A 14,245-nucleotide genomic window follows, 5' to 3' on the forward strand; every position below is an offset into this window, starting at 1 on the left:
TAAGAAACCAGAGGAGCCAACAACTCCTACTCCAAATCCAAATCCAAAAGGAAACCCTACTCTACCTCAAACAGGTACAAATGATTCAAGCTACATGCCATATCTTGGTCTAGCAGCTTTAGTAGGAGTTTTAGGACTTGGTCAGTTGAAACGTAAAGAAGACGAAAGCAAGTAAGCTCTAAAAGTTAAATAGAAAAGAGGAACTCTGTTTCCTCTTTTTTATAGTCCGAAATTAAAAACGCTTCCTATTGATTTTCACTCATAAAATCAACTAATTTATGTTAAAATGGTAGTAGAAAGTTGAGATTATGAGTTATTTTAAAAAATATAAATTCGATAAGTCACAGTTCAAACTTGGTATGCGGACTTTCAAAACGGGAATTGCCGTTTTTCTAGTTCTTTTGATTTTTGGTTTTTTTGGCTGGAAGGGGCTTCAAATCGGAGCATTAACAGCGGTCTTCAGTCTACGAGAAAGCTTTGATAAGAGTGTCCATTTTGGAACTTCGCGTATCTTAGGAAATAGCATCGGAGGTTTTTACGCCCTTGTCTTTTTCCTCTTAAACACTTTATTTCATGGAGCCTTTTGGGTAACCTTACTAGTTGTTCCGATTTGTACCATGTTAACCATTATGACAAATGTTGCTATGAACAACAAGGCAGGAGTTATCGGTGGTGTAGCGGCTATGTTAATCATTACCCTATCAATACCAAGCGGAGAAACATTTTTGTACGTGTTTGCACGTGTATCGGAAACTTTCATGGGAGTTTTTGTCGCAATTCTCGTAAATTATGATATTGATCGTATTCATCTCTTTTTAGAGAAAAAAGAAAAATAATGTTACATTTTATGACATTATCAATTGACGTTTGTCTTTTTTTAGACTATAATAGACAGAAAGAAGGAAAATGTAAATGAAGGAAAAAGAATTTCGCCGAAATATGGCTGTTTTTCCTATTGGCAGTGTTATGAAGTTGACCGATCTCTCGGCGCGTCAGATTCGTTATTACGAAGATCAAGAGTTGATTAAACCTGATCGGAACGAAGGAAACCGTCGCATGTATTCATTGAATGATATGGATCGTCTGCTTGAAATCAAAGATTATATCTCTGAAGGCTACAATATCGCTGCCATTAAGAAAAAATATGCTGAACGTGAGGCGAAGTCCAAGAAAGTGGTGAGTCAGACGGAGGTGCGTCGCGCACTTCATAATGAACTCCTCCAGCAGGGACGCTTTGCTTCAGCACATACACCTTTTGGTCGCGGTTAGGCAATCGCAAGTAGTCATATATTAAGGAGAAAAACCATGCCAATCACAGCTGCAGATATTCGTCGTGAAGTCAAGGAAAAAAATGTTACCTTTATTCGTCTCATGTTCTCAGATATTTTGGGAACGATGAAAAACGTCGAAATTCCTGCTACAGATGAACAGTTAGATAAAGTCTTGTCAAACAAGGCTATGTTTGATGGATCTTCTATTGAAGGTTTTGTACGTATCAATGAGTCAGATATGTACTTGTACCCAGACTTGGATACATGGACAGTCTTCCCTTGGGGAGATGAAAACGGAAGTGTTGCAGGTTTGATCTGTGATGTCTATACAACAGAAGGTAAACCGTTTGCAGGTGACCCTCGTGGCAATTTGAAACGTGCTCTTCGCCATATGGAAGAAGTAGGATTCAAATCCTTCAACCTTGGACCAGAGCCAGAATTCTTCCTATTTAAACTGGATGAAAATGGGGATCCGACTCTTGAGGTAAATGATAAGGGTGGCTACTTTGATTTGGCACCTACAGACCTTGCGGATAATACACGTCGTGAAATCGTTAATGTCTTGACCAAAATGGGATTTGAAGTGGAAGCAAGTCACCACGAGGTTGCGGTTGGACAACACGAAATTGACTTCAAGTATGATGAAGTCCTCCGTGCTTGTGATAAGATTCAAATCTTTAAACTCGTTGTTAAAACGATTGCTCGTAAACACGGTCTTTACGCAACCTTTATGGCGAAACCAAAATTTGGTATCGCTGGATCAGGTATGCACTGTAATATGTCCTTGTTTGATGCAGAAGGAAACAATGCCTTCTTTGATCCAAATGATCCAAAAGGAATGCAGTTGTCTGAAACGGCCTACCATTTCCTTGGTGGTTTGATCAAGCATGCCTACAACTATACTGCCATCATGAACCCAACAGTTAACTCATACAAACGTTTGGTTCCAGGTTATGAAGCGCCTGTTTACATTGCTTGGGCTGGTCGTAACCGTTCGCCACTTGTGCGCGTACCAGCTTCACGTGGTATGGGAACTCGTCTTGAGTTGCGTTCAGTGGACCCAATGGCAAACCCATACATCGCTATGGCTGTTCTTTTGGAAGTTGGTTTGCATGGTATTGAAAACAAAATCGAAGCACCAGCTCCTATCGAAGAAAATATCTACATCATGACAGCAGAAGAGCGTAAGGAAGCTGGAATCACTGATCTTCCATCAACTCTTCATAACGCCTTGAAAGCTTTGACTGAGGATGAAGTGGTCAAGGCAGCCCTAGGTGAACACATCTACACTAGTTTCCTTGAAGCCAAACGTATCGAGTGGGCTAGCTATGCGACCTTTGTTTCACAATGGGAAGTTGATAATTATCTTGACTTATATTAAGAATATAAAAAGATTGTCTGATTGGACAATCTTTTTTATTATTGCAAATTTTTAAATGTATTTCGTTGCTGTTTTTAGTATAGTTATTATATAGAAAAACAGAAAACAAGAAAGAGTGAATTATGCATTAAAAAGAAATAATATTCTGAAAATAATTAGAAAATAACGTCCAATCATTTTCATTATACCTATTTAATGCAGTAGTGTGGCGGGTTTAGCGTGAGAAAGAAAAAAGTTTACAATTTGACAACATATTTCTTGAAATACTAATTAGTAAATGATAAAATGTTTTTTGCAATGGATGAGTTTCGGAGGGTTCATAAATTATTTACTATATTATTTACTCAAGCTGTACTCGCCATATTTCATCAAAAAGGAAAGGAGATTCTATGCAAAAAGATAAGTGGTGGCTTCCGTTTTTAGCAGTGGGAGTCATCATCGGATTGTCGGTGGGTTTGATTTATTATACTAGACCCGCTAAGGACGGAGAAGTAGGGACTTCATCAGTTTCGCAATCAACTTCAAGTGCTGAGAACAATACTGCCTTGAGTCTAAAAGGTCAACGACTTCCAGAATTTAAAATGACTTCTCAAGACGGTAAATTGATTGCTAGTTCAGAGCTGTATGATAAACCTATGTTAATTGTCGAATGGGCTAGTTGGTGTCCTCATTGTCAGAAACAACTACCCATTGTTCAGCAGATGTATGAAAAGTATGGTGAACAGATCAATTTTGTTTTACTAAATATGAACGAACCTGGTAAAGAAACAAAGGAGAGTGCCGATCGATACATTAAGGAAAAAGGATATACTTTCCCTTATTACTATGATGAAGATCAATCAGCGGCAGATCTATTACAGGTTCAGACCATACCAAGTATGTATTTTGTAACCAAAAAGCAAGAAGTAAAAAATGTATTGATTAATCATTCCGATGCGGAAAGCTTTTCTAAAGAGTTGCAAACATTACTCAACTAACATATATCTACTATAGAAAAGGGGGAAGAAGAAATCACAATAGGATTTCAGAAATAGCAATGAGAGATTTCATTAAAAAGGTATCCATATTGTTTATCATTTTATTCTTATCTGTTCCATTAGCCTTAATGGGACAGCTACTTGGTAGCGCTGCAGCAAATGAAGGCGGTAGTACTATTGAAGTAGGTGGAAATACAAAGATAACACAAAATGGATGTTCCCGTAAAATTGAAAAAACGGAAAAAATTAGCTGGCGCCTGCCTAGAAAACCAGTGGATTTGGTAATTTTGCAGGATGCGAGTGGATCATTTAAGAACACCATTCCAAATGTCCAGAATGCTTTAAAAACTCTGACGACATTTGTGAAGGAAGAAGAGTATGATGAAAATAACCCACGTTTGGTTAAGACTAATAATCCAGATACGTCAGACCGGGTTATGATGGCAACCTTCCAAGGTGCAGATGGATACAACTACTACTACAATAACAATTTTACAGGCCGTAAAGATGTTTATGGTAGTTGGGGACCTGACTATGATTACAAATACAAGGCAAGTAACTTGTCTTCTGATCAAAATGATATCCATCAATTCATAAATAATATTAAAGTAGCGGGAGGAACACCAACTGTTCCAGCTATTGACGATGTCATTGCTCAGTATAATCAAAGAAAAGGGAATATGGCTAATGGTCGTAAAACTATCTTTCTTTTGATTACGGATGGTGTTGCCAATGGGAAACGTGACCCTGATGGTAAGGTTCGTCTAGAGTACAGTGACTATCGGAACAATATTCTTACACGTGCATGGAATTTTAATGAACTAACAGAGGCTTCTCAAAACGTTTTAGGGCGTGTGAAAGAGGTTAAGGAAGCATCTACAAGACTTAAAAATGTTGTTGGTTCTGAAGGAACAGTAGTAGTTGGTTTCTGGGAAGACGTATCAATCTTTGCAAACTCTAAAGCTCAGTATTATGACACATATAAAGAAGGTTATTCAAAATATTTTGATATTGGAGATAACCGAAGTGTCCAAGAGATTTTCCATGAAGCATTGGAGGGGATGGCTTCTCCAGCTAAAAATATCAATGGAAAAGATGTTTCCTTCTATGTTAATGAACAAAGCGATATCAATAAATTCTCAAGTCGAGTTCTAGAATCTGTTGGTGCTGCTCTGGTTAAAGAAGATATCAAAGGTGAGTTTGAAGTTACTCCAGGATATAGGGTAGATGCTGTTCGAATTAATGGTAAGAAGATTGTATCAAAGGTTACCGATTCGAAGAAAGAAATTCGTGGTAAGATTGTTCAAGAAGGAGACAAGGTTACAATCTCTGTTCCAGAGAGTGTCTTTAATCCAGGAAACAACAAGTTTGACTATGATTTGAGTAAGGAAGCACATGCCGAACAAGTCAATGAGGATGATGAGCAAGACCCTCCTGCAGACTACAAACCAGTTAAGGAGACAGTTCCAGTTCCTGAGCTGACTGGTAAATTTAAAGTTGGTGATTTTGCGACTGAAACAATCGGTGGTTCGAAAGAAACTGTAGAAGTTCAAAAACTTGAATACTGTTATCCAAGTGCCACCAAGAAAATTGCAGACCAAGATCAAAGCAATGATACTGGTACTATTGAAGATCCGCTTCAATTAACTAAAAAACCATCCTATGCAGCGAACTTGTCTGCCAAAGACGAAACATTTACTTATACAGTAGATTACAACTTCAACAACGCTCCATATGAGTTCAAGAAAAATGTTATGCTGACTGACCCTCTTGACTATCGTTTGGAAGTTGTAGGTCATCATGCTTCTGGACCACAAGGTCAAATCTTGACTCGTGTCGTGAAACAAAATGACGATCTCGGAAACGAACGTGATGTTGTTGTTGCTGATGTACCAAGTGTGAATGGTTATGAATACTTAGTGCTTCAAAAAGCAAAAATGACCATTACGGTTCGCTTGAAGGAGCAATATCGCAATAATCAAGCGAGCAAAGAATTCATGGCCCTTCTTCAGGATAATGATGGCTTCGGTTTGCTGAACCAGGGTAATATCATGTGGAATGGTGAGGATAATAATCCTGATCCAAGTAAACATGCTAAAACAGCTGACAAACCAAGTACAATTCGTCGCTCAAACCCAGTCTATGTTAAACCACCAGTTGATACCGAAATTACGAAGAAGGTCAATAATAAGGAACATGAAGATCTTAAGACAGAAGAAGAACTCTTCGAGTACAAAGTGACTGTTCCATGGCCAGGCATTGCAGATACATTTAGCCTTACGGATACAGTTGTTTCAGAGTTGGAAGTTCAGGCAGATAGCTTGAATGTAAAACTTGGTGAAAAAGATAATACTGAGTTGAAAACTGCTACAAAAGTTGAAGGTCAAACTGTTTCACTGACTCTTGATAAAACTCAACTCGAAAAGATCTCACGTAAGGTAACGCGTCGTAAGACTAAAGATGTTCAATACCTTGAATTGACCTTCAAGGCTAAGATTCGCCCCGGTGCTGACCTTTCTAAGTACAAGAAAGATGGTCAGGTTAAAGTGCCAAATACGGCAGATGTTGCCTTGAATGATATCAAGAAAACTTCTAACGAAGTAACGGTTACCCCACCAAAACCAAAAGAACCAACTATTGATAAGAAAATCAATGAAAACTTGGATAGCTTCCAAACGTTTGATGGGCAACCATACAACTACAACATTACAACAGCAGTACCAAGTGATGTTGCCAATTACAAGAAATTTGTGATTCGTGATACACTGGATGCTAATTTGGAACTTGCAGGAGACGTAAGTATTAAAGGTTCTGCAGCGGCCCTCTTTGATATCCACACCAATGGCCAAGAGATTACGGCAACGGTAAAGGATGGTCAGTTTGGTGAACTTGCAAAATACTCAACTGTTGAATTAGTCATTCCTGCAAAAGTTAAAAATGGTGTGACAGGTACAACCATTCAAAACAAGGCTTCTATTTCCTTTACAAATGAGAAAAATGAAGAGAAAGAAGTTGAATCGAAACCTGTCACCGTAACGCCACCTCCTGTAACGAAGAAGATCAATGAAACACTTGATCATTTAGATATCGCGACAGGTCAAGCGTATAACTACAACATTAAGACAAAACTTCCAACAGATATTACAGATTACAAGAAATTTGTGATTACAGATACACTTGAAGGAGATTTGTCAGTTATCAATGAAACTTCAAGCAAACCAGTTATCAAAGGAGCAGCTGCAGCCTTCTTCGATGTAACAGTTGAGGGTCAAACCGTGACTGCAACAATGAAGGACTTCGCGAACGCTACAGCTCTTGCTGGTCAAGAAGTGGAATTGATTATTCCGGCTAAGATCAATGATGGAGTGACTCGTATCAACATTCCAAATACTGCGAAGTTCAGCTTCACAGATAAGAACGATCATAGCGGAGAAAAAGAAACGAAACCGGTCACTGTAACCCCTCCATCAGAACCAGGTGTTGATAAGAAAATCAACGAAACACTGACAGAGGCAACCATTGGTGCAGAAACAGACTTCACATATAATATCAAAGCAAAATTGCCAAATGATATTACAACATACAAGTCCTTCGTTGTAACAGATACCTTGGATGAGAACTTGACTCCAGGTCAAGCTGAAATCAAGGGAGCGGCAGCGAAATTCTTCGATGTAACAGTTCAAGGTCAAACCGTGACTGCAACGATGAAAGATTTTGCGAATGCGGGTGACTACGGTAACCAAGAAGTAGAGCTCGTGATTCATGCCAAAGTGAAGAAAGGCTCAACTGTTCCATCTATTGAGAACAAAGCTAAGATTACTTACACCAACAAGAAGGACCAACAAGGTGAGAAAAAAACCAAGCCGGTTACAGTTACTCCACCACCAATCACTAAGAAAGTGAATGGTCAGGAACACGCAGATCTTGGTAAGTTATCAGAAGTCTTCACGTATACGATTGACTCAACGGTTCCACATGTGGCAGATAGCTTCACCATTTCAGATGATATCGTCAAAGAATTGGCATTTGAAGGGGAAGCAACTGTCACTGTTGACGGCCAAGCTGTTCAAGATTTGACTGTGAAAACAGAAGGTCAAACCTTGACAGTCACATTTGGAAAAGATCAAGTGAAACAATATGCTGGTAAAGCAGTCCAAGTTTCATTCAATTCCAAGATTAAAGACGGCATCACTTTCGATGCTCTCTTGACTGCTTATCCAAATGAAGCAAAAGACAAGCCAGTAGTACCAAATACTGCTAGCTACATCATTAATGACAATCCAGATTCTAAGAAAGAATCAAAACCAGTCACTGTCACTCCACCGCCAACAACAACTCCAGAGCTTAAGAAGGAAGTAAACGGAGCAGAACGTTACGATCTTGCAAAACGTAATGAAGAATTTACTTATACTTTGAAAACAACAATGCCTGCCAATGCAACTGAGTTTGAGATGACAGACGAGTTGAAAGAAGTTCTAGAATTTGTTGGTGAGAATGCTTCAGCTACTGTTAAACTTGATGGTGAGGATGCAGGATCGAAGGCGACAGTGACACTTTCTGGTCAAGTCATCAAAGTTGCCTTTACAGAAGCTTCTGTCAAAGCAGATGCAGGTAAGACTATTGAAGTAAACTTCAAGGCTAAAATCAGAGATAATGCCAACTTGTCAGCTTATGTGAATAAAGATGGTAAGACTGAGATTCCAAACAAGGCTTCTTATGATATTGATCATAATCCAAAATACCACAAGGATTCCAATGAAGTCCCAGTAACGCCACCAACACCAGACGAGCCAGAAATCAAGAAAGATGTGAATGGCAAAGAAGCTGAAACTCTTGGCAAACGCGACCAAGTCTTCACATACAACGTGAAAACAAGTGTAGCGCAAGATGCGACAGCCTTCTCAGTCACAGATACACTAGTAGACGTTCTTGAATTCGCAGGAACTTCAAGTGCTAAATTGAATGGTCAAGCGCTTGACGCAAGCCAAATCAAGGTAGAAGGACAAACCATTACCTTGACCCTTACAGAAGAACAAGTGAAAGCCAATGGCGGTCAAGCAGTTGAATTAACATTCGACGCGAAGATCAAAGCCGGCGCGAACTTGTCTGCATATGTGAAGGAAGACGGCCGTACACAGATTCCGAATAAGGCTTCTTATGACGCAAGCTTCCCACACAAACCAGGTGTGCACAAGGACTCTAATGAAGTCCCAGTAACACCTCCAACACCAGACGAGCCAGAGATCAAGAAAGATGTGAACGGCAAGGCAGAAGAAACCCTCGCAAAACGTGATGAAGTCTTCACATACAATGTGAAAACAAGTGTAGCGCAAGATGCGACAGCCTTCAGCGTAACCGATAAGATCGAAGATGTTCTTGAGTTCGCAGGAACTTCAAGTGCTAAATTGAATGGTCAAGCTCTTGATGCAAGCCAAATCAAGGTAGACGGTCAAACCATTACCTTGACGCTTACAGAAGAACAAGTCAAAGCCAATGGCGGTCAAGCAGTTGAATTAACATTCGACGCGAAGATCAAAGCCGGCGCGAACTTGTCTGCGTATGTGAAGGAAGACGGTCGTACACAGATTCCGAATAAGGCAGCTTATGATGCAAGCTTCCCACACAAACCAGGAGTGCACAAGGACTCTAATGAAGTTCCAGTAACGCCACCGACTCCAGAAGAGCCAGAAATCAAGAAAGATGTGAACGGCAAAGAAGCTGAAACTCTTGACAAACGCGACCAAGTCTTCACATACAACGTGAAAACAACAGTAGCGCAAGATGCGACAGCCTTCGCAGTCACAGATACCCTAGTAGACGTTCTTGAATTCGCAGGAACTTCAAGTGCTAACTTGAATGGTCAAGCGCTTGACGCAAGCCAAATCAAGGTAGAAGGTCAAACGATTACCTTGAGCCTTACAGAAGAACAAGTGAAAGCCAATGGCGGTCAAGCAGTTGAATTAACATTCGACGCTAAGATCAAAGCTGGTGCGAACTTGTCTGCGTATGTGAAGGAAGACGGTCGTACACAGATTCCGAATAAGGCAGCTTATGATGCAAGCTTCCCACACAAGCCAGGAGTGCACAAGGACTCTAACGAAGTCCCAGTAACGCCACCAACACCAGAAGAGCCAGAAATCAAGAAAGATGTAAACACGAAAGCTGAAGAAACACTCGCTGATCGTGATCAAGTCTTCACCTATAACGTGAAAACAAGTGTTCCAACAGATGCGACAGCCTTCAGTGTAAGCGATACACTTGAATCTGTTCTTGATTATGCAGGTTCAGTAAAAGCGAGCTTGAATGGTCAAGCCCTTGATGTAAATCAAATCAAGGTAGAAGGTCAAACCATTACCTTGACACTTACAGAAGAACAAGTGAAAGCAAATGGTGGTCAAGCTGTTGAATTGAGCTTCACTGCTAAGATTAAAGCGGGAGCTGATTTGACTCCATATCTAACAGATCGTGGATTTACTGTTCCAAATACGGCTTCTTATGATGCGAAGTTCCCACACAAACCAGGGCTACACAAAGATTCGAATAAAGTTCCGGTAATCGTTCCAAAAGAACCAGAACCAGAAATTTCTAAGAAGATTAATCGTACCTTGGACCACTTGGATGTGGAATACGACGCACCATACATGTATAATGTCAATACCACTTTGCCAAAAGATATTGATAAGTACAAAGAGTTCACCGTAACGGACACACTTGAATCTGTCTTGGCAATCGCTGATACACCAGTAGCTTATGTAGATGGACGTGATGCAAATGGTGCCCTTGAAACAAGTGTTGTAGGAAATACAGTCACTGTGAAAGTGAAAGATTTCGCTCGATTGAAAGGTTTCAAAGAAATCCAATTGTATATTCCAGCTAAACTCAAAGCGAATAGCGATTTGAAAGCTTATAAGGACCAATTGGTACCAAACAAAGCAACTGTCAACTTCAAGGATGCCAATGGTCAATCTGGTAGCAAGGAATCAAAACCGGTAACGGTGAAACCGCGTGACCCAGAAAAACCAACAGATCCGACACCAGGTGAACCTGCTAAGACAGTTGGACCAGAAAATGGATCAACACTAGGGACTTCATACAACTTGCCAAATGCAACAGATACTTTCCGCTTCGATATCACTACTCCGGTTCCAACGGATCCAGTAGATGAAAATGGAAATGCTAAGAAGGATCAATATGGTCGTCTTATCAAGACAGATTTGACTAGCTTTACGATCACTGATAAAATCAATTCAGTCTTGAAAGTCAACAAAGATCGTATCGCTCTTAAAGTTGAAAACGCTCAGTTTGACAAGATCAAAGCAGCTCTTAAAGCTCAACTTGATCAAGCAGAGAAAGAACTCAAAGCTTTGACAGGCAAGTCAACAGAAGAGACTTCAACAGAGACTGGTAAGAAGGAAGAACTCAAGGCAGCGAAAGCTAAAGTAGCTGAATTGAAAGCGAAGTTGGAAGCGGCTAAGGCAGCGCAGCCAGCCCAACCAGCGGAAGCGACAAAACCAGCTACTCCAGCAACAGCTGCTGAAGAAACAACACCAGCTACATTTGATTCTTCTGCAACAGAAGATAAGAAACCTGCAACTAGCGAGCCAAGTCAAGATCTTGCAAGCTTGGAAGCAGAGTTGAAAGCAGCTGAAGAAAACTTGGCTAAACTTCAAGCACCAGCTGAGAAAGAATCAGAATTGGCACCAGCTGATAAGAAACAACAACAAGAGAAACTTGAAAATGAAATCAAGAAACTAAAAGAAGCTCAAACCAAGCTTCAAGCAGCTATTGATAAATTGTCTAAAGTTTCAAATGACCGCGGTGAATTAGTAGGTAAAGAGTTAGAAGCAATTGCTACTGTTACTTACGATGAAACTAGCAATGTTGTGACTTTTGAAATCAGCGATAAGGATGTTCTTGAAGCCTTGAAGGGAAGTACCGTACGTCTTGTACTTTACACTAACTTCAAAGAAGGAACAGATTTTACAAAATTCACTGGTGGTGTACCAAATACAGCTGAAGTAAGCTTTAACCATAATCCAAAGCCAAAAACTACCAACAAAGTTGTGGTGTTCCCACCAACACCACCAACACCAGAAAAACCACAAACTCCGCCACCAGGTGGAACCGTTCCTCCAGCAGAACCTAAGAAAACATTGCCAAATACAGGTTCTGAAGCTTCTTCAATCTTTGGAGTACTTGCTGCCCTAGCTCTAGGACTTGCTGGACTTCTAGTTTGGAAGCGTAAAGCTGAACGTTAGTATCATATAGTAAGAGGAGAGTAGAAAATTTTACTCTTCTCCTTACTGTATATTGAAAGTGTTAAGGAAAGAATAATGAGTAGAAAAAAATTATTAAAGTTAGGGATTTCAATACTTGCTTTAAATGCACTTGGAGTAGCTACTTATCATGTAGCTCCCGACTTGTATCAAATTCCAACAGTGCATGCGGAAGAGACACCAGCGGAAGATGAAGAAATTCCAGATGGACAAGAGCGAAATATTGCAAATACATTCAAAAGAATGCTTAATAGTATAGAATCTTCAATTAAGGATTTTACAGATAGTCCAGATGAGGAGAATAAAGAACTCCTAGAGGGTGATGTAGAAGAAGCAAAGAATTTTTTTGAGACTGCAAAGAAGGCAATGAAGAGTCCAGAAGGTCAAAAAAGTTTTGCGGCGCTTGAAGCTCGCTACAATTCTTTAAAAGCTAAGGCTGAGGCGCTTCTCACTGGGGGAGATTTAAAAGAAGAACATCAAGAAGTCACAACTACTGAGGAGATTCCTTACCCATCTCGGACAGAAAACAATGCAGACCTCGCTGAAGGTACTCGAAAGGTAAAACAAGCGGGAGAAAAAGGTCAGAAGAAAGTTGTTTGGGATGTTACTTTGGTAAATGGCGTTGAGAAAAAACGTGATAGAAAGAGCCAAACGGTAATTAAAGAACCCGTAGAAGAAATCATCGAAGTTGGAACTAAGAAAACAGGTGTAGAAACCAAAGAAACAGTGACTGTAGAGGAGAAAGTTGCTTTCAAAGAAGAAACGAAAGTAGACTCAGCACTGGATAAAGGCCAAACACGTGTTGAAGAGGGTGAAGAAGGTATCGATGAAGTCACTTATGAAGTGACAAAAGTGGATGGTGTTGAAAAATCTCGTAAAGAAGTTTCACGCAAGACTAAGAAAGCTGCAAAAAACAAGGTTACCTATACAGGTGCGAAAGCAGTTGTAACTACTAAGGAAGTAACCAAAACTGAAGAAGTTGCCTTTCAGACTCGTGAGGTTGAAAATGCACTCTTAGCTGAAGGTGTTCGCCGAGTGAAGACAGCTGGCCAAAAAGGGGTTCGTACGATTGTTGAAACAGTGACTTACACAGACGGTGTTGAAACAGGTCGCGAGGTGAAATCCAACACAATCACCACTCCAGCAGTAGACGAAGTTGTCGAAGTTGGAACTAAGAAAGCCCCAGTTGTAACGACTAAGGAAGAAACGAAGACAGAGGAGGTTACCTTCCAAACTAAGGAAGTCACAAATCCAGACCTTCCAGAAGGAACTCGTGTAGTGAAAACAGCTGGTAAAAATGGTGTTCGCACCATTGTTTATACAGTGACTTACACAGACGGCGTTGAAACAGGTCGTGTTGAGAAATCCAACACAATCACAACTCCAGCAGTAGACGAAGTTGTCGAAGTAGGAACTAAGAAAGTAGAAGCCCCAGTTGTAACGACTAAGGAAGAGACGAAAACAGAAGAAGTTGCCTTCCAAACTAAGGAAGTAACCAATTCAGATCTTCCAGAAGGAACTCGTGTAGTGAAAACAGCTGGTAAGAAAGGTGTTCGCACCATTGTTTATACAGTGACTTTCACAGACGGCGTTGAAACAGGTCGTGTTGAGAAATCCAACACAATCACAACTCCAGCAGTAGACGAAGTTGTCGAAGTAGGAACTAAGAAAGTAGAAGCCCCAGTTGTAACGACTAAGGAAGAGACGAAAACAGAAGAAGTTGCCTTCCAAACTAAGGAAGTAACCAATTCAGATCTTCCAGAAGGAACTCGTATAGTGAAAACAGCTGGTAAGAAAGGTGTTCGCACCATTGTTTATACAGTGACTTTCACAGACGGCGTTGAAACAGGTCGTGTTGAGAAATCCAACACAATCACCACTCCAGCAGTAGATGAGATCGTTGAAGTTGGAACTAAGAAAGTAGCCTCTACAACAACCAACGGTAATAAGAATGATACTGCAACAACAGGGAACCAAGCTGAAAGCACTAAGAAAGAAGAAACTGCAAGCCAAGATAAGAAAGTTCTACCAAGCACAGGTACAGCTTCTACCAGTCTTCTTTCAATGATTGGTTTATTTATCGCCGGTCTAGTAGGCTTTGTCGTTCGTAAGAAGGACTAATAAACTTTCATCTGAAAGGTCTTACAGACTTAATTTTTAAAAGAATTCAAGATTTTTCTTGAGTTCTTTTTTATTTAGGTGAAGGCTGAGATATCGCATAGTGATTAGCAGAAAAAATTATTTTTATGAATAAACCAAAAAGTTTCTTTTTAAAGTTTCACAGTATATTAAATATGTAAGTTGATATATTGTAAACGATGATAGTATACTAATACAAAA

At 40.1% G+C, this 14,245-nt stretch carries 7 protein-coding genes; all 7 read left to right on the top strand.

From position 1 onward, the window contains the following. Window positions 1-175 (top strand): LPXTG cell wall anchor domain-containing protein (locus MK405_RS09495; RefSeq protein ID WP_419153030.1); only part of this gene is annotated, 175 nt, incomplete at its 5' end. A 133-nt stretch (window positions 176-308) separates the two neighbouring features. After that, window positions 309-836, top strand: a complete 528-nt coding sequence (locus MK405_RS08915; protein WP_084853030.1) for an FUSC family protein — start codon at window positions 309-311, stop codon at window positions 834-836. 76 nt (window positions 837-912) lie between these two features. Further along, on the top strand, window positions 913-1,269 hold the full coding sequence (gene glnR / locus MK405_RS08920; protein ID WP_268704829.1) for a transcriptional repressor GlnR: 357 nt from the start codon (window positions 913-915) through the stop codon (window positions 1,267-1,269). Window positions 1,270-1,305: 36 nt separating this feature from the next. Beyond that, window positions 1,306-2,652: a type I glutamate--ammonia ligase gene (gene glnA, locus MK405_RS08925; RefSeq protein ID WP_001122897.1), complete on the top strand. Its 1,347-nt coding sequence runs from the start codon at window positions 1,306-1,308 to the stop codon at window positions 2,650-2,652. A 389-nt stretch (window positions 2,653-3,041) separates the two neighbouring features. Continuing rightward, window positions 3,042-3,629 carry a TlpA family protein disulfide reductase gene (locus MK405_RS08930; protein ID WP_057489493.1) on the top strand — a complete coding sequence of 196 codons (588 nt, stop codon included), beginning with the start codon at window positions 3,042-3,044 and terminating at the stop codon, window positions 3,627-3,629. Window positions 3,630-3,688: 59 nt separating this feature from the next. Then, on the top strand, window positions 3,689-11,887 hold the full coding sequence (locus tag MK405_RS08935; RefSeq protein WP_268704830.1) for an isopeptide-forming domain-containing fimbrial protein: 8,199 nt from the start codon (window positions 3,689-3,691) through the stop codon (window positions 11,885-11,887). A 75-nt stretch (window positions 11,888-11,962) separates the two neighbouring features. Next, window positions 11,963-14,026, top strand: a complete 2,064-nt coding sequence (locus MK405_RS08940; RefSeq protein ID WP_268704831.1) for a G5 domain-containing protein — start codon at window positions 11,963-11,965, stop codon at window positions 14,024-14,026. Window positions 14,027-14,245 lie beyond the last annotated feature (219 nt).

Source organism: Streptococcus oralis (genome assembly GCF_026782345.1).
Classification (GTDB): Bacteria; Bacillota; Bacilli; order Lactobacillales; family Streptococcaceae; genus Streptococcus; species Streptococcus oralis_CK.

Coding starts and splice junctions, on each gene's coding strand:
- MK405_RS08940 (WP_268704831.1), top strand. CDS start 11,963: ATGAGTAGAAAAAAATTATTAAAGTTAGGGATTTCAATACTTGCTTTA.
- glnR (WP_268704829.1), top strand. CDS start 913: ATGAAGGAAAAAGAATTTCGCCGAAATATGGCTGTTTTTCCTATTGGC.
- MK405_RS08930 (WP_057489493.1), top strand. CDS start 3,042: ATGCAAAAAGATAAGTGGTGGCTTCCGTTTTTAGCAGTGGGAGTCATC.
- MK405_RS08935 (WP_268704830.1), top strand. CDS start 3,689: ATGAGAGATTTCATTAAAAAGGTATCCATATTGTTTATCATTTTATTC.
- glnA (WP_001122897.1), top strand. CDS start 1,306: ATGCCAATCACAGCTGCAGATATTCGTCGTGAAGTCAAGGAAAAAAAT.
- MK405_RS08915 (WP_084853030.1), top strand. CDS start 309: ATGAGTTATTTTAAAAAATATAAATTCGATAAGTCACAGTTCAAACTT.